This window comes from Caballeronia hypogeia (assembly GCF_001544875.2).
Classification (GTDB): domain Bacteria; phylum Pseudomonadota; class Gammaproteobacteria; order Burkholderiales; family Burkholderiaceae; genus Caballeronia; species Caballeronia hypogeia.
The window spans coordinates 197768-213920 of sequence record NZ_FCOA02000012.1; the positions used below are offsets into that span (position 1 = coordinate 197768).

Consider the following 16153-nt stretch of genomic DNA (forward strand, 5'->3'; position numbering starts at 1 on the left):
CGCCAGCAGGCATCTAACAATCTTCGACTAATCGCATGGATCTAGACTTCTGGTGGCTGCTCGTCATTCCCGTCGCGTTCGCGCTGGGGTGGATGGCGTCCCGCTATGACCTGAAAACGCTGCTGTCCGAGAATGCGAATCTGCCGCGCTCGTATTTTCGCGGCCTCAATTTTCTGCTGAACGAGCAACACGACAAAGCCATCGATGCGTTCATCGAAGTCGCCAAGCTCGATCCCGAAACCATCGAACTGCACTTCGCGCTCGGCAATCTGTTCCGCCGCCGCGGCGAGACCGATCGCGCGATCCGCGTGCATCAGAACCTTCTGAGCCGCGCCGATTTGCCCGTGGCCGAACGCGATCACGCGCTTTACGAGCTTGGACAGGACTTTCTGAAAGCGGGCCTGCTGGATCGCGCGGAGGAAACCTTCCGCTCGCTCGACGTGGGCGAATATTCGCTCGGGGCCCAACGCGCGCTGCTCACCATCTACGAGATCGAAAAGGACTGGCCGAAGTCGATTGCGACCGCCGAGCAGATCGAGAAAATGGGCGCGCCGTCGCTGCACATGGAGATCGCGCATTTTCATTGCGAACTCGCGCAGGAAGCCCTGCAGCGCAAGAACGCTGATGGCGCGCGCGCTGAGCTGAAGCTCGCGCTGGCGTCGAATCCGGACAACGTGCGCGCCACCATTCTCGCGGGCGATGTCGAAGCCGCCGCGGGCAATGTCGACGTGGCGATCGCGAACTGGAAGCGCGTCGAAGAGCAGAATGAAGCGTATCTGCCGCTCGTCGCCGAGAAGCTGATGAAGGCGTACGCCGCGCTCGGACGCAAGGAAGAGGGCGTCGATCTGCTGATCGACTACGCGACGCGATATCCGTCGAACGATCTGCTCGATGTGGCTTACAAGCACGTGCAGGAATTGCGCGGACTGGAGCCAGCGCACGCGCTCGCGCGAAAACAGATGCAGAGCGCGCCGAATCTCGCCGGCATGACGCGCCTCCTGGAAGCGCAGGAAGCGACCGCCGAGGAGCCGCGCCGTGGCGAGCTCGAACTGATGCGTAATCTGGTGAAACAGCGCACCAAGAATCTGCCCCGCTATACGTGTCAAACTTGTGGATTCCGCGCGCGACTTTTCTATTGGCAATGTCCCGGCTGCAGCGGCTGGGAGACGTATGCGCCGCGCCGCGTCGAGCCGATCACGAGCTCGGCCTGAGCCCGCGCAGGACTGGCAACGAAGCAGTCAGCAAACCGGGCGGCGCGTGAGCGCGCCGCTTCCGCCACCGGCATTTCACGAACCACCGGAAAGCGTATGAAAGTAACCATCGTCGGCACGGGTTACGTCGGTCTTGTGACCGGCGCGTGTCTTGCCGAAATCGGCAATGACGTGTTTTGCGTGGATGTCGATCCGCGAAAGATCGAAATCCTCAACAACGGCGGCGTGCCGATCCACGAGCCGGGCCTGCAGGAAATGCTCAGGCGCACCCGCGCGGCGGGCCGCATCCAGTTTTCGACCGACGTGAAAGCGAGTGTCGAGCACGGCGACATCCAGTTCATCGCGGTGGGTACGCCGCCCGACGAAGATGGTTCGGCCGATCTGCAATACGTGCTCGCGGCGGCGCGCAACATCGGCAAATATTCGAACGGCTTCAAGGTGATCGTCGATAAATCGACGGTGCCGGTCGGCACGGCGCTGCAAGTGCGGCGCGTGGTCGAGGAAGAGCTGAAGGCGCGCGGTCTCGATGCATCGGACAAGCACGGCTTCTCGGTCGTGTCGAATCCTGAGTTCCTCAAGGAAGGTGCGGCCGTCGATGATTTCATGCGGCCGGACCGCATCGTGATCGGTATCGACGGCGACCGCGCGGGCGACGTCGCGCGCGAGAAGATGAAGCGCCTGTACGCGCCGTTCAACCGCAATCACGAGCGCACGCTGTACATGGATGTACGCTCGGCGGAGTTCACCAAATACGCCGCCAACGCGATGCTCGCCACGCGCATCTCGTTCATGAACGATCTGTCGAATCTGGCCGATACCGTCGGCGCCGATATCGAAGCCGTGCGGCGTGGGATCGGTTCGGACCCGCGCATCGGCTATCACTTTCTGTATGCGGGCTGCGGCTACGGCGGCTCGTGTTTCCCGAAGGACGTGCAGGCCCTGGCTCAGACGGCGCGCGAGAACGGCCACACACTGCGCATTCTCGAAGCGGTCGAAGCGGTCAATTCCGACCAGAAGGAAGTGCTCGTCAACAAGATCACGAAGCGCATGGGCGAGGATTTGCGCGGACGCACCTTCGCCGTCTGGGGTCTCGCGTTCAAGCCCAATACCGACGACATGCGCGAGGCGTCGAGCCGCCGCATCGTCGAGGCGCTGCTTGCGCGCGGCGCGACCGTGCGCGCCTATGATCCCGTTGCGCGCGACGAGGCTGAGCGGGTGTTCGCGCTCGATCTCGTGGACCGCCCGGAGGACATGAAGCGCGTGCACTTCGTGAGGACGCAGCAGGACGCGCTGGCGGGCGCGGACGCGCTCGTCATCGTGACCGAATGGAAGGAATTCAAGAGCCCGGATTTCGCGCACTTGAAGAGCGCATTGAAGCTGCCGGTGATTTTCGACGGCCGCAATTTGTATGAACCGGAAGCGATGGCCGAACTGGGCATCGACTACTACGCAATAGGACGTCCCCATGTCGAACTCGACCGCAACGGCCAAGCCAACGCCGGCAACTAAGGCAGACATTCCCGTCGTGCCGCGCGCGCGCGTCGCGGCGGCGCGCGTGCTCGTCGTCGGCGACGTGATGCTCGACCGCTACTGGTTCGGCGACGTGAACCGCATTTCGCCCGAGGCGCCCGTGCCGGTCGTGCACGTGCAGAAGAAGGAAGATCGGCTGGGCGGCGCTGCCAACGTCGCGCGCAATGCGGCGGCGCTCGGCGCGCAGGCTGGCCTCCTGTGCGTGGTGGGACACGACGAACCGGGCGAGCGTATCGTCGAACTGCTCGGCGAGAGCCGCGTCGCGGCGCATCTCGAACGCGATCCCGAACTGCTCACGACCATCAAGCTGCGCGTGCTGTCGCGCCAGCAGCAACTACTGCGCGTCGATTTCGAGAACACGCCGAATCACGAAGTGCTGCGCGCGTGCCTCGCGCGCTTCGCGGAAATCCTGCCGCAGCATGACGTGATCCTGATGTCCGACTACGCGAAGGGCGGCCTCACGCACGTCACGCAGATGATCGCGGACGCGAAGCGCGCCGGAAAGCCGGTGCTCGTCGATCCGAAAGGCGATGACTGGGACCGTTATCGCGGCGCGACGCTCATCACGCCGAATCGCGCCGAGCTGCGTGAAGTGGTCGGCCAGTGGAAATCCGAGGACGACCTGCACGAACGCGTGACGAAACTGCGCGCGGAACTCGATTTCTCGGCGTTGCTGCTCACGCGTTCGGAAGAGGGCATGACGCTCTTCACCGAAGGCCAGGTGCTGCACACTTCGGCGGAAGCACGCGAAGTGTATGATGTCTCGGGCGCGGGCGACACCGTCATCGCCACCGTCGCGACCATGCTGGGCGCGGGAGTGCCGCTCGTCGACTCGATCGTCTATGCGAACCGCGCGGCGGGTATCGTGGTCGGCAAGCTCGGCACGGCAACCGTCGACTACAACGAACTCTTCGCCTGAATTCACCATGACTATCATCGTTACCGGTGCGGCCGGGTTCATCGGCAGCAATATCGTCAAGGCGCTCAACGAGCGCGGCGAGAATCGCGTGATCGCGGTGGACAATCTCACGCGCGCGGACAAGTTCAAGAATCTCGTCGATTGCGAGATCGACGATTATCTCGATAAAACCGAGTTCGTCGAGCGCTTCCGGCGCGGCGATTTCGGCAAGGTGCGCGCGGTGTTCCACGAAGGCGCCTGTTCGGACACGATGGAAACCGACGGCCGCTACATGATGGACAACAACTTCCGCTATTCGCGCGACGTGATGGACATCTGTCTCGCGCAGGGCGCGCAGTTCCTGTATGCGTCGTCGGCGGCGACTTATGGCGGTTCGAGCCGTTTCGTGGAGGAGCGCGAGGTCGAGAAGCCGCTCAACGTGTATGGCTATTCGAAGTTCCTCTTCGATCAGATCGTGCGCCAGGTGCTGCCGAACGCGAAAAGCCAGATCGTCGGATTCCGCTACTTCAACGTGTACGGCCCGCGCGAAACGCACAAGGGGCGCATGGCGTCGGTCGCGTTCCACAACTTCAACCAGTTCCGCTCGGAAGGCAAGGTCAAGCTGTTCGGCGAATACAACGGCTATGCGGCGGGCGAGCAGACGCGCGACTTCATCTCGGTGGAGGACGTGGTGAAGGTCAACCTGTTCTTCTTCGATCATCCGGAGAAGTCGGGCATCTTCAATCTGGGCACCGGGCGGGCGCAGCCGTTCAACGACATTGCGTCGACGGTGGTGAATTCGTTGCGCGCGCTCAATGGCGAGGCTTCGCTGTCGCTCGCGGAACTGGTGCAGCGCGGGCTCATCGAATATGTTCCGTTTCCGGATGCGCTGCGCGGCAAGTACCAGTGCTTCACGCAGGCGGACCAGTCCAAGCTTCGCGCAGCGGGTTACGAGGCGCCGTTCCTGACGGTTCAGGAAGGCGTCGATCGCTATGTGCGTTGGCTGTTCGGCCAGCTATAAACGCGTCTGTAGTCTCCCTACACTGGGTCTCACGGTCGGCAGCCGCCGGCCGTTCTTCATGGAGACTCAGTCATGTTCAAGCAAGCACGCTCGTCGATCGCCGCACTCGCGCTGATCTTTTCCATCGGCTCCGCGTTCGCGGCCGTCGACGTCAATACTGCCAACGCGGATGCCCTGCGCGGCATCAAGGGCATTGGTCCGGCCAAGGCGAAAGCCATTCTCGATGAACGTCAGGCGCACGGCCCCTTCAAGGACGCCGGCGATCTCGGCACGCGCGTGAAAGGCATGGGCGGCAAGACCGTCCAGCGCCTCGAAGCGGAGGGGCTGACCATCGGTGCGGCGCCCAAAACGGCTTCCGCCGCACCGCCGGGCGCAGCCAATTCCGCCGTCGCGACGCCAGTTTCCGCGTCCGGGTCGTCCAAGCCTGTGGTGGTGAAGAAGTAGGCGCCCTGCGTGTCCGGTCGGCGCTTCGCCGGCCGGACACGTTGCGCAGGTCGCGTGGATCGCGTCCCTGCGATGAAGCGGGTCACGACATGTCGAGCCGGCCGAAATCGCCGCGCTGATACGCGCGGATACGATCGTTGATCTGTTCTGCGGTGTTCATCACAAACGGACCGTGCTTCACCAGCGGCTCGCGCAACGCCCGCCCGGAAAGCAGCGCGAAGTGCGCGTTCTCACTGGCACTGAGTTCGAGCGTGGCATTGACCGCGCCGGCCGCGACGCCAATGGCTTGCGCTTGACCGACTCGCGCCGACTGCTCGCCGTGGGTCAGCGTCACGTGACCCGACACGACGCAGATCATCGCGCACCAATCCGCAGGCAGGAGATGTTCGACGCTCGCACCTGCATCCAGAAAGACGTCGAGCAGCGTGAACGGCTCCGGCAGCGTTGGCGTCGATTTCAGGCCTTGCGATTCACCCGCGACCACGCGCATGCGCACGCCGTTCGCCTGATGGACCGGCACGTCTTCGGCGTTGACATGGGTCGCGAAGGGCGCATCGAATTTCCTTGCGGCCGGCAGATTGACGAAGATCTGCAACGCGTGGACGTGCGGATTGCGTCCTTCCGGCTGCTCGGTGTGAACCGCACCGGCCCCGGCTGCCAGCCAGTGCAGTTCGCCGGGGCGGATGGGCACATGGTTGTTGCCCATGGAGTCGTAGTTGACGTGCGGCGCGGTCGAATCCTCGAACATGTACGTGACCGCCGAGATGCCCGCGTGCGGATGTGGCTCGAAGGTGGGAGACGTCATGTGGAAGTGATCGACCATCACGACGGGATCGATCAGGCCGTCGAACATGTCTTCGCTGAAATGCTTGGCGGTGAAGCCCGTGCCGATGCGCATGTCGTGACCGTCGACCACGCGGGAGATGCTGAGTTTGCTGTTCATGCCTTTCTTCCTAACCGAACCCGGCGTCTTCTTCGATTGTCCTGCGTGCCGGTTATTCAATGAATTTGATTTGCTATCTTAAATAGATGACACGTTCGAGCGTCGCGGGGCGATGACGCGTGCAACGAAGGCCAGGTCAACCCCACTGCCGGAGAGCATATTATGGGGACGTCAGTGAGCAAAGGCCAAAAGCTGAGAGTCAGTGTTTCAGCGGTGAAACAATGAGTCGTGACGCCTCAACGTGTCGCGAATCGAGTCTGTCAGAAGCGGTGACGGATGCCGGCGTTCACCACGAGTCGCCGGTGCCCGACGACGCGCCGTACGTGCCTGGCGGGTTGAAAATCGCAGCGGCCGGGTATTCGCCCGTCGAGCCGCCCGATGCAATTTGCATCACGCCCGACATGCGCAGGTCCGTGTGTTTGGACAACGCATAGTTGGCCTGAACGCCGAACTGATGATAGTTGTACTTGCTCTTGCCAGCGGCGACCGTGGTCGGCTTGCGCACGGTGTACGAATAGGCGGCGCCAAGCGAGAGTGCAGGCATCACGAGGTTCCGGCGCCTGTTCCAGACTGACGCTGAACCCATTCTCCAGCGTAAAGATTGCCTTGATTCCGCCGCCCAGATCTTCGACGCCACGCAATCCCCATCGACTCTCCTGCATGGTGCCGCTGTTCACGCCGAAATAGGCGCCCTTCCGGGGAGCGTCGGCATTGCACGTATTGGCCCGGACGCCGGATGCATCGCGCGAGGCAGGGAGCCCGCCTCGCTGAGTCAGCTTGCGGTACGCGAGCCGTTACTTCTTCTTGGTGAATGCCTGCTGGAGGTTGTAGACCAGTCCGGCGAACGGGATATCGAGCGCGCCGTAGACGTCGTGTGCCTTCGGGTCGTCGTTGCTGCCGAGCATTTCGACTGCCGCGGTCGCGTAATCGACGATCGGAATTCCGGCCATCTGCAGGCGCGCGAGGCCTGCCGTCTTCTTGGCTTCGCTGAACGTGCCTGATGCGTCGATCACGACGCGCGAGTCATAACCGTCGGCTTTGGCGGACAACGCGGGCAACGACGCGCAGATTTCGGTCGACACGCCCGCGACGAGCAACTGGTGACGGCCGGTCTTCTTGATCGCCGACTGCACGGCCGGATCCTGCCATGCGTCGATGGTGCCGCGCACGATCACCGGGACGTCCGGCAGAGCGGCGCGCAGTTCGGGAATCGTCGGGCCCCACATGCCGTCGGGCATCGTCGCGGTCACGATCACCGGAATGCCGAGCACGCGCGCCGCCTTGGCGAGGGCCACGAGGTTATGCTTCAGTTCGCTAGTCGAAATATCGGTCACGCCCGTGAACAGACCCACTTGATGATCGACCAAAAGAAGGACCGTGTCTTCACGCTTCAGCTTCTTCAGCGCGGTGTTTTCGGATGCGGTAATGGAGTTGCCTGCGTTCATGGTTGCGTTTTCCGCGAGAGCGTGTTGAGAGATGCCGAGCGCGGACAGGACGACCAGCGCGGATGCCGTGCGCTTCAGGAAAGAGAGCTGTTTCATGGTGGAACCGATAGAGAAAGACGGCCAGCTCGAGAAAGCGTGGCCGACCACATATTCATGGTCTGCCAAATATTAGCTGCACGTAATCAACCGTTGAAGTCGGGATTGCAGAACAAAGTATCCTGTCGTGGAAACAGTCAAATTTTGTGATCGACGGGTAGAGACTATTCAGCCAGATCGGGCATGTGCGCGACCACAAAATCCGCGAAGGCGCGTACGGCCGGCATGAGTCCTTTCGAAGCCGGTAGGACGAGACTGAGATTTCGGTCAGGTACTTCCCACTCTGGAAGCACTCGCACGAGCGCTCCGCTCGCAAGCTCGTCACGGCAAACCGCCAATGGCATGACGGCTACGCCTAGTCCGCTCATTGCCGCCGTTTTGAGCACCGACACGTCGTCGGAACCGAGTTTGTGCTGGAGATGGATGGTCGTCCGTCGATCATCCGGTCCGTGCAGGGTCCATGCGGCGGGCCCGTCCCGCGTTTCGAGATGCAATCCGTGCAGACCGTCCAGGTCCGAGGGGTTCACAGGAGCCTGCCCGGAAAAATGAAGAGGACTTGCGACCAATATCATTTTCAGAACGGCCAGGCGACGAGCGATCAGGGAGGAATCGGCCAGATCGTGCTGATGCGTGCGCAAGCCGATATCGAAGCCATCTGCGATCAGATCGCAGTAACGGCTGCTCGCGACGAGATCGATGTAGACCTTCGGGTGGATTGCAAGGAATTGCGGCAGCAATGGCGCGAGCAGGGCCCGCAGGATGCCGTGCGGGCATGTGACGCGGATGCGCCCGGCCGGCTCGCCCGTCAGCGCGCGCAGATGCGCTTCCGCTGTACTCGCCTGTTCGACGGCGGTGCGTGCATAGACGTAAAGCTTCTCGCCCGCCTGCGTCGGCGAAAAACGGCGCGTGGTACGGTCGATCAGGCGCAGCGCCAAGTGCGTTTCGAGCCTGCTGAGCCTGCGGCTCAGTGTTCCCTTGGGCACGCCGATCGCTTGCGCCGCCGCGGTGAAACTGCCTCGCTCGACGAGTGTGGCGAAATAATACAAATCGTTGAGATCGAGCATGGCGTGTTTCCTTTTGGCGCGGACCGCGGACCGCGGACGGCGGCGGTCGCGGGCGATGGTATCAAGAGAACACGTGCTCATACCGCCCCCGAATTGGAACATTACGATACGCCTTCGATTGAGGCGCTGGCTTGCCGATGAGGCCGCGCAGAACGTCCCGAAGCGGGATATCCGCGTGACCCTCAGGGCTGCGCCGGCATCGGTGGGAGCGCTGGGCTACAATCCACGAATCCCTATATCAAAAATCCCGCTGCAGTCGCGTTCTGCCGTGGGATGAAATCCGCTCCGCATATGGCTTACATGACTATCGAAGACACGGTCGGCAACACGCCGCTCGTGCAACTCGTCCGCGTCGTGGACGATGAAATCCGCAGCCGTAACAACATCGTGCTGGGCAAGCTCGAAGGCAACAACCCGGCGGGCTCGGTGAAGGATCGCCCGGCTCTCTCGATGATCAGGAAAGCTGAGGAGCGCGGCCGCATCAAGCCCGGCGACACGCTGATCGAATCGACGAGCGGCAACACCGGCATCGCGCTCGCCATGGCCGCCGCGATGCGCGGCTACAAGATGGTGCTGCTGATGCCCGAGGACCTCTCCGTCGAGCGTCGTCAGAGCATGGCCGCGTACGGCGCGGAGATCGTGCTTACGCCGGTCACCGGCGGCATGGAATACGCGCGCGATCTCGCCGATCAGATGCAGCGCGACGGCAAAGGCATCATCCTCGACCAGTTCGCCAACCCCGACAACCCGCTCGCGCATTACGAAGGCACCGGTCCGGAGCTGTGGAAGCAGACGGAAGGGCGCCTCACGCACTTCGTCTCGTCGATGGGCACGACGGGCACGATCATGGGCGTGTCGAAGTATCTGAAAGAGCAGAACCAGCAGATCGAAATCATTGGCGCGCAGCCGGAAGAGGGCTCGCGCATTCCGGGTATCCGCAAGTGGCCGGAAGCGTATATGCCGAAGATCTTCGATCGCAGCCGGGTGGATCGCGTCGAGAACGTGAGTCAGGCCGCGTCCGAGGCGATGGCGCGTCGGCTGGCCTCGGTGGAGGGCATTTTCGCGGGCATCTCGTCGGGCGGCGCGTGCGAAGTCGCGCTGCGCATCGCGCGGCAGGTCGAGAACGCGACGATCGTGTTCATCGTCTGCGATCGCGGCGACCGCTATCTGTCGACCGGCGTGTTTCCCGCCTGAGCTTTACGTACCCTGGACAATAAAAAACCCCGGCACGCCGGGGTTTTTTACATGCGAATCCTACGCGGCATCACTGCGGCGCCTCGCCCGCCATCATGCGCGCTTTCACCGCTTCGCCAAGCTGATAGACGGCGAGCGCGTAGAAGAAACTGCGGTTGTAGCGCGTGAGCACGTAGAAGTTCTTCAGCCCGAGCGTATATTCGGTCGCGCGGCCGGGTGTCGGCAGATCGACGACGGTAAGCGGTGTCGGCGCTTCCGCCTCGAGATTCAGACCTGGCTCGTTGAGCAGCATGCCGGCCTTGGTGAGTTGCGCAAGCGACCATTTCGGTTCGGGCGCGCCATCCGCCGCCGCCTGCGCGATGCCTTGACTGCCGACATCGCCGGCAATGCGCCACACGACCGGCCGGCCCGGCTCCCAGCCATTCTGCTTGAGATAGTTCGCGACGCTGCCGATCGCGTCCGCCGGGCTCGTGCGCAGATCGATGCGGCTGTTGCCGTCGAAATCGACCGCGTACTGGACGATGCTGCTCGGCAGAAACTGCGGAATGCCGATCGCGCCGGTGTACGAACCGAGCACGGTGGTCGGATCGATCTGTGAATCGCGCGTCCACACGAGCAGGTCTGCGAGATTCTTGCGGAACGTCGCCATGCGCTCGGTGCGGTTCGGCGTGTTCGGGTAATCGAACGTGAGCGTGGTCAGCGCATCGAGCGCGCGGAAGTTGCCCATGTACTTCCCGTAGATCGTCTCTACGCCGATGATCCCGACGATGATCTCGGGCGGCACGCCGAACTGCTCCGCCGCGCGCTGCAGCGTGGCCTGATTCGCGCGCCAGAACTTCACGCCCGCGTTGAAGCGCACCGGCTCGATGAAGCGCGCCTGATACGCGCGCCAGTTCTTGGCCTGCGGCGTGGGCGAGGGCAGCACGAGCTTGGCGGCGGTCGCCGAATAGCTCACGCGCGCGAACAGGTCATGCAGCGCCGAGGAATCGAAGTCGTAGCGCGCGACCATGTCGTTGATGAACGCATCGACGTTCGGGTTGTTCGCGTAGCGCTGCGGCACGATCTCTTCTTCGAACACCTGCCCTTGCGGCGTCGCGGTCTGCGGCTGCTGCGACTGCGCAAAGGCACTGCTGGCGGAGAGAAGGCCGAACGCGCAGAGCAGTGAGGCGACGAGCGCGCGCTTGGTCGGCCTGGATGGAGCCGTGGAGTCGAACGGAGCAAACTGGAAGGTCATAGTGTGCGTGGTTGGGACGCCTGGCGCGATGCCTGATGCACGACCGGCCAAACGCCTTGTGAAGTTGAATCGATCCGCAACGATCCGCAACGATTCTCAACGGAACGCAACAGCCTGCGACAAGCCTCGCGCGTTTCGCTCGGCCGGCTAAGCGTCGGGGCAGTATAACCGACGCATCGCGCCGGTATCGGCCGTGTGTCCGGGCCGGGGCGGCCGGGGCGAACGGTGTGGTAACTTAACGTCAAATGCGCGGCACGCGGTCGCGTATGACGAAAAAATACGAGACGAGAGCCGACGAAAGCGGCATTGCGAGACATCATGGCCACCGGCTTTTACTCCCATCCCGACTGCCTGGCGCACGACAACGGTCAGTGGCATCCCGAATGCCCGGCGCGCCTGCAGGCCATCGAGGATCAACTGATCGCGAGCCGCATCGACGCGCTCATCGAGCGAGAGGAAGCGCCGCTTGCCGAGGAAACCGACCTGGCGCGCGTGCATACGCAGGCGCACATCGATTACCTCAAGAGCCGCACGCCGGAGTCGGGCAGAAGCGAACTCGACCCGGATACCTCGATGTGCCCCGAGTCGTATCGCGCCGCGTTGCGCGCGGCGGGCGCGGCGATCGCCGCCACCGATGCCGTCATCGAAGGACGCTATGAGAACGCGTTCTGCAGCGTGCGTCCGCCCGGCCATCACGCCGAGCCCGCGCGCGCGATGGGCTTTTGCCTGTTCAACAACGTCGCGATCGCCGCGCGTCATGCGCTGGAAGTGCACGGACTGCAACGCGTCGCGATCGTCGATTTCGACGTGCATCACGGCAATGGCACGGAAGCCGCGTTCAGCGGCGACTCGCGCGTGCTGATGTGCAGCTTCTTCCAGCATCCTTTCTATCCGTTCAGCGGCGCCGACAATCACGCGTCGAACATGGTCAACGTGCCGCTGCCCGCGCGCACGAAGGGCATGCAGGTGCGCGAGGTCGTCGACCTGATGTGGCTGCCGCGGCTCGAGGAATTCAAGCCGCAGATGATCTTCGTCTCCGCCGGTTTCGACGCGCACCGCGAGGACGACATGGCCAACATGGGCCTCGTCGAGGACGATTACGCGTGGATCACCGAGCAGATTCGCGGCGTCGCGAAACGGCATGCGCAAGGGCGCATCGTAAGTTGCCTCGAAGGCGGCTACAACCTGTCGGCGCTCGGGCGCAGTGTGGTCGCGCATCTGCGCGTGCTCGCCGAAATCTAGTCTCGCGCGTGCGTGCGCGCGTAGTCGGCGCGCACGAGCGTCCAGTCGATCAGCGCGCGGATCACGCGGTCGCGATCCAGATCGTTGAGCGTTTCGTGGGCGCTCGCTTCGTGCATCGCGAGCGTGCTGTCGGTCGATCCGACGTGCGCCTCGAAGTCGCGGCTGCCGGCCGGATCGCAGATCGCGTCCGCCGTGCCGTGGAAAATCAGCAGCGGTAGTTCGATTTCGCCGCGCTTCGCCGCGACGCGCTCCATGCCGGCGAGAATCTGCGCCGCTGTGCGCACCGGTACCGGACCGTGATGCACGAGCGGATCGCGCTTATATGCCTCGACCACGCCCGGCGCACGCGAGAGCAGCGCGGGATCGAGGGTGAACGCCGCCATGCGCGGCGCGACCAGCGCGACGAGGCGGCTCAGCTTCGCCTTCCAGCGTGGCGTGCCGGCGCCGGGCGTAAGCGCCGGACTCGAAAGGATCAATCCGGCCAGCTTTCTGTCTTGCGTGTTTTCCGCCGCGTAGAGGGCGGCGATCGTGCCGCCCATGCTGTGGCCCATCAGGAATAGCGGGAGGTCCGTGGGCGGCGTCGCGGCGCAGGCTTCGAGCAGCACGTCGGCATCGCGCAGATAGTCGACGAAGTAGCGCACCGAAACACGCCTGCCAGACGATTTCCCGTGTCCGCGCAGATCGATCGCGATCAGCTCGACGCCCGTCGCGTTCAGCGCGATCGCGAGCGCGTCATAGCGTCCGGCGTGTTCGCCGAGTCCATGCACGAGCGCGATGCGCGCCTTGAGTTCGACGCCCGGCGCGGGCTGCCAGCGGTGCAGGAACAGTTCGACGCCGTGTCGCGTCGTGACGATGCTGGTCGAATGGATGTTGCGTGACATGAGCCGGTAAATTTCTCCACGTTATTAGCCGATCGAAAATCATTATTAAACAGAATGTAGCGTGTCCTGTAAAATCGCGGCGACGGTACTAAACAGCTAGAACGAGCGGCGGCCGGCTGCGCGGGTGCGTGTCACCTGGCGAGCCTTCCGCCGTTTTCATTTTCATGATCGAAATACGCAATCTTTCGCAGCGTTTCGCGGGTCCCCGGGGCTGGGTCGAAGCGCTTCACGGCATCAATCTGTCGATTCCCGCCGGGGAAGTGTTCGGCATCATCGGGCGCAGCGGGGCGGGCAAGAGCACGCTGGTGCGCACTATCAATCTGCTGACGCGCCCGAGCGAAGGCAACGTGATCGTCGACGGACGCGATCTTACGGCGCTCGGCAAGGACGATCTGCGTGCCGCGCGCCGCGACATCGGCATGATTTTCCAGCACTTCAACTTGCTGAGCTCGCGCACGGTGTTCGACAACGTCGCGTTGCCGCTCGAGCTCACCGGCAAGAAGCGCGCGGAAATCGACGCGGCCGTTTCGCCCTTGCTGGAGCTCGTCGGCCTGACGCAGCACAAGGACAAGTACCCGGCGCAGATCAGCGGCGGGCAGAAGCAGCGCGTGGGTATCGCGCGGGCGCTCGCGAGCAATCCGAAAGTGCTGCTTTCCGATGAGGCCACCTCCGCGCTCGATCCCGAAACCACGCGCGCCATTCTCGATTTGCTGCGCAAGATCAATCGCGAGCTCGGTCTGACGATCGTGCTGATCACGCACCAGATGGAAGTCATCAAGCAGGTGTGCGATCGCGTCGCGGTGCTCGACGCTGGACGCGTGGTGGAGGAGGGCAAGGTCGTCGATGTGTTCATGCAGCCGCATCACGAAGTCACGCGCGCGCTGATCGGCGACGTGATCGCGCACGAGCTTCCGCCGGCATTGAAGGCGCGCGTCACGGAACGTCTCAGGACCGGCAGCGGACATCTGCTGCGGCTCGCGTTCACGGGCTCGGGCGTCGATCAGCCGATTCTCTCGGAAACGATCCGCCGCTACGAACTCGATTTCAACATCCTGCACGGCCAGATCGACGAGATTCAGGGTCAGGCGTTTGGCTCGCTGGCGGTGCTCGCGGGCGGGCAACCGGTGAAGGTCGCGGAGGCGATCGCGTATTTGCGCTCGCAAGGCGTCGTGGTGGAGGAGATGTCCCATGTTGAGTGAAATGTTCGACATGTTCGTGCAGTCGTTTTGGGAAACGCTGGTCATGGTCGGCATCTCGGGGCTCGTCGGCGCGGCCGTGGGTTTGCCGCTCGGCGTGCTGCTGTATCTGACCGATCGCGATGGCGTGCTGCAGAACATCGGCGTGAATCGCGTGCTCGGCGGCATCGTCAATGCGGTGCGCTCGACGCCGTTCATCATTCTGCTCGTCGCGGTGATTCCTTTCACGCGGCTGATCGTCGGGTCGTCGATCGGCACGGCGGCCGCGGTCGTGCCGCTGACCATCGCCGCCGCCCCGTTCATCGCGCGTCTGGTGGAAACCGCGTTGCGCGAGGTGGATCGCGGACTGATCGAAGCCGCGCAATCGATGGGCGCGACCACCAGCCAGATCGTGTTCAAGGTGCTGTTGCCGGAATCGCTGCCGGGCGTCGTCGCAGGCCTGACGATCACCTTCGTGTCGCTCGTCGGCTATTCGGCGATGGCCGGCGCGATCGGCGGCGGCGGGCTCGGCGATCTCGGCATCCGTTATGGCTATCAGCGTTTCTTGCCTGAAGTGATGATCACGGTCGTGGTCATTCTCATCGTGTTCGTGCAGTTGGTGCAATCGTTCGGCGACTGGCTCGTTCGCCGTCTAAGCCACAAATAAACCTATCCAAGACCATGCAACGTCGATTCATTCTGAAGTTCGCCGCAGCCCTTTTGAGCGCAACGCTGTTCAACGGCGTCGCGCACGCCGAGGACTCGATCAAGATGGGCGTGACCGGCGGTCCGCACGCACAGATCATGGACGTGGTGAAGCAGGTCGCCGCCAAGAACGGCCTGAAGATCACCGTCATCGAGTTCTCGGATTACGTGCAGCCGAACGCCGCGCTCGCCGCCGGCGATCTCGACGCGAACAGCTATCAGCATCTGCCGTATCTCGACGCGCAAGTGAAGGATCGCGGCTACAAGCTCATCAAGATCGCGGACACGGTCACGTTCCCGATGGGCATCTACTCGAAGAAGCTGAAGTCGCTGGCGGCGCTCGGCAACGGCGCGCGCATTGCGGTGCCGAACGATCCGACCAATGGCGGACGCGCGCTGCTGCTGTTGCAGAAGCAAGGCCTGATCAAGCTGCGCGCCGACGCGGGCCTCAAGGCGACGCCGCTCGACATCGTCGAGAACCCGAAGAAGCTGAAGATCGTCGAACTCGACGCGGCGCAGATTCCGCGCTCACTCGACGACGTCGACGCCGCCGCGATCAACACCAACTTCGCGATGGAAGCCGGCCTCAAGCCGAAGTCGGACGCGATCGCGATCGAGGACCCGCACGGGCCGTACGTGAACATCATCGCGATCCGCGCCGCCGACAAGGACAAGCCGTGGGTCGCCAAGCTGGTCGCGGCATATCACTCGCCGGAGGTGAAGCAGTACATCGAAGGCAAATACGCGGGGGCGGTGATCACCGCCTAGTAATCGTTTTCAGGGTGGAGTTCGGGTTTTCGTGGATATAAATAGAACGATCGTTCGATAAAATTCGTCCCATACCTATTGCACGATGAACACGACAACCCGATCCCCCCCAGTTAAGGAGGGGAACAGTCGACGCGTCGCTCGTATAATGACGCTGGGTTGACGTAATCGTAACTTTGGAGCGTGTGCATGAAAATTCTGGTGCCAGTCAAGCGCGTGGTCGACTACAACGTGAAGGTCCGCGTGAAGTCGGACAACACGGGCGTCGATATCGCCAACGTGAAGATGTCGATGAATCCGTT

The 16153-nt window shown here is 63.0% G+C and carries 16 protein-coding genes and 1 pseudogene; 11 read left to right on the plus strand and 6 right to left on the minus strand.

Annotated features, from left to right (window positions below):
• The first annotated feature begins 35 nt into the window (after positions 1 to 35).
• The 5 genes from lapB (at position 36) to AWB79_RS19490 (ending at position 5104) form a co-directional block, all read left to right on the plus strand.
• On the plus strand, positions 36 to 1211 hold the full coding sequence (lapB, locus tag AWB79_RS19470) for a lipopolysaccharide assembly protein LapB (protein ID WP_061169058.1): 1176 nt from the start codon (positions 36 to 38) through the stop codon (positions 1209 to 1211).
• Between the two features lie 96 nt (positions 1212 to 1307).
• Positions 1308 to 2720 carry a UDP-glucose dehydrogenase family protein gene (locus AWB79_RS19475; RefSeq protein WP_061169059.1) on the plus strand — a complete coding sequence of 471 codons (1413 nt, stop codon included), beginning with the start codon at positions 1308 to 1310 and terminating at the stop codon, positions 2718 to 2720.
• Positions 2677 to 3660, plus strand: a complete 984-nt coding sequence (gene rfaE1 / locus AWB79_RS19480; RefSeq protein ID WP_061169060.1) for a D-glycero-beta-D-manno-heptose-7-phosphate kinase — start codon at positions 2677 to 2679, stop codon at positions 3658 to 3660. Before AWB79_RS19475 ends, rfaE1 begins: the two co-directional genes overlap by 44 nt.
• 7 nt (positions 3661 to 3667) lie before the next feature.
• On the plus strand, positions 3668 to 4660 hold the full coding sequence (gene rfaD / locus AWB79_RS19485; protein ID WP_061169061.1) for an ADP-glyceromanno-heptose 6-epimerase: 993 nt from the start codon (positions 3668 to 3670) through the stop codon (positions 4658 to 4660).
• Positions 4661 to 4732: 72 nt separating this feature from the next.
• On the plus strand, positions 4733 to 5104 hold the full coding sequence (locus AWB79_RS19490) for a ComEA family DNA-binding protein (RefSeq protein WP_061169062.1): 372 nt from the start codon (positions 4733 to 4735) through the stop codon (positions 5102 to 5104).
• Positions 5105 to 5186: 82 nt separating this feature from the next.
• Here AWB79_RS19490 and AWB79_RS19495 read toward each other — a convergent pair whose 3' ends face one another.
• The 4 genes from AWB79_RS19495 to AWB79_RS19510 form a co-directional block, all read right to left on the minus strand.
• Entirely contained in the window at positions 5187 to 6047 is an 861-nt protein-coding gene (locus AWB79_RS19495; RefSeq protein WP_061169063.1) for a pirin family protein, read from the minus strand.
• Positions 6048 to 6333: 286 nt separating this feature from the next.
• Complete coding sequence (locus tag AWB79_RS39570) at positions 6334 to 6591, minus strand: porin family protein (RefSeq protein WP_061169064.1); 258 nt, start codon at positions 6589 to 6591, stop codon at positions 6334 to 6336.
• Between the two features lie 250 nt (positions 6592 to 6841).
• Positions 6842 to 7588, minus strand: a complete 747-nt coding sequence (locus tag AWB79_RS19505) for an isochorismatase family protein (RefSeq protein ID WP_061169065.1) — start codon at positions 7586 to 7588, stop codon at positions 6842 to 6844.
• A 164-nt stretch (positions 7589 to 7752) separates the two neighbouring features.
• Positions 7753 to 8652 (minus strand): LysR substrate-binding domain-containing protein, encoded by a 900-nt coding sequence (locus tag AWB79_RS19510; RefSeq protein ID WP_061169066.1) that lies wholly within the window; start codon positions 8650 to 8652, stop codon positions 7753 to 7755.
• Positions 8653 to 8943: 291 nt separating this feature from the next.
• On the opposite strand from AWB79_RS19510, the gene cysM reads away from it, so the two are divergent.
• Positions 8944 to 9846, plus strand: a complete 903-nt coding sequence (cysM, locus tag AWB79_RS19515) for a cysteine synthase CysM (RefSeq protein WP_061169094.1) — start codon at positions 8944 to 8946, stop codon at positions 9844 to 9846.
• Between the two features lie 70 nt (positions 9847 to 9916).
• On the opposite strand, the gene mltB is transcribed toward cysM, so the two are convergent.
• Complete coding sequence (gene mltB / locus AWB79_RS19520; RefSeq protein ID WP_061169067.1) at positions 9917 to 11080, minus strand: lytic murein transglycosylase B; 1164 nt, start codon at positions 11078 to 11080, stop codon at positions 9917 to 9919.
• A gap of 318 nt (positions 11081 to 11398) precedes the next feature.
• Here mltB and AWB79_RS19525 point away from each other — a divergent pair, with 318 nt between their 5' ends.
• Entirely contained in the window at positions 11399 to 12322 is a 924-nt protein-coding gene (locus tag AWB79_RS19525) for a histone deacetylase family protein (protein ID WP_061169068.1), read from the plus strand.
• Here AWB79_RS19525 and AWB79_RS19530 read toward each other — a convergent pair.
• Positions 12319 to 13203, minus strand: a complete 885-nt coding sequence (locus AWB79_RS19530) for an alpha/beta hydrolase (protein ID WP_061169069.1) — start codon at positions 13201 to 13203, stop codon at positions 12319 to 12321. The two genes, AWB79_RS19525 and AWB79_RS19530, sit on opposite strands and share 4 nt — an antisense overlap.
• A 164-nt stretch (positions 13204 to 13367) precedes the next feature.
• Here AWB79_RS19530 and AWB79_RS19535 point away from each other — a divergent pair, with 164 nt between their 5' ends.
• From AWB79_RS19535 to AWB79_RS38340, 4 genes and pseudogenes are all read left to right on the plus strand, one after another.
• Positions 13368 to 14402 carry a methionine ABC transporter ATP-binding protein gene (locus AWB79_RS19535; protein WP_061169095.1) on the plus strand — a complete coding sequence of 345 codons (1035 nt, stop codon included), beginning with the start codon at positions 13368 to 13370 and terminating at the stop codon, positions 14400 to 14402.
• Positions 14392 to 15045 carry a methionine ABC transporter permease gene (locus AWB79_RS19540; RefSeq protein ID WP_061169070.1) on the plus strand — a complete coding sequence of 218 codons (654 nt, stop codon included), beginning with the start codon at positions 14392 to 14394 and terminating at the stop codon, positions 15043 to 15045. Before AWB79_RS19535 ends, AWB79_RS19540 begins: the two co-directional genes overlap by 11 nt.
• Positions 15046 to 15059: 14 nt before the next feature.
• Entirely contained in the window at positions 15060 to 15851 is a 792-nt protein-coding gene (locus tag AWB79_RS19545; RefSeq protein WP_061169071.1) for a MetQ/NlpA family ABC transporter substrate-binding protein, read from the plus strand.
• Positions 15852 to 16040: 189 nt separating this feature from the next.
• Positions 16041 to 16153, plus strand: a pseudogene (locus AWB79_RS38340) (electron transfer flavoprotein subunit beta/FixA family protein); the annotation flags it as partial.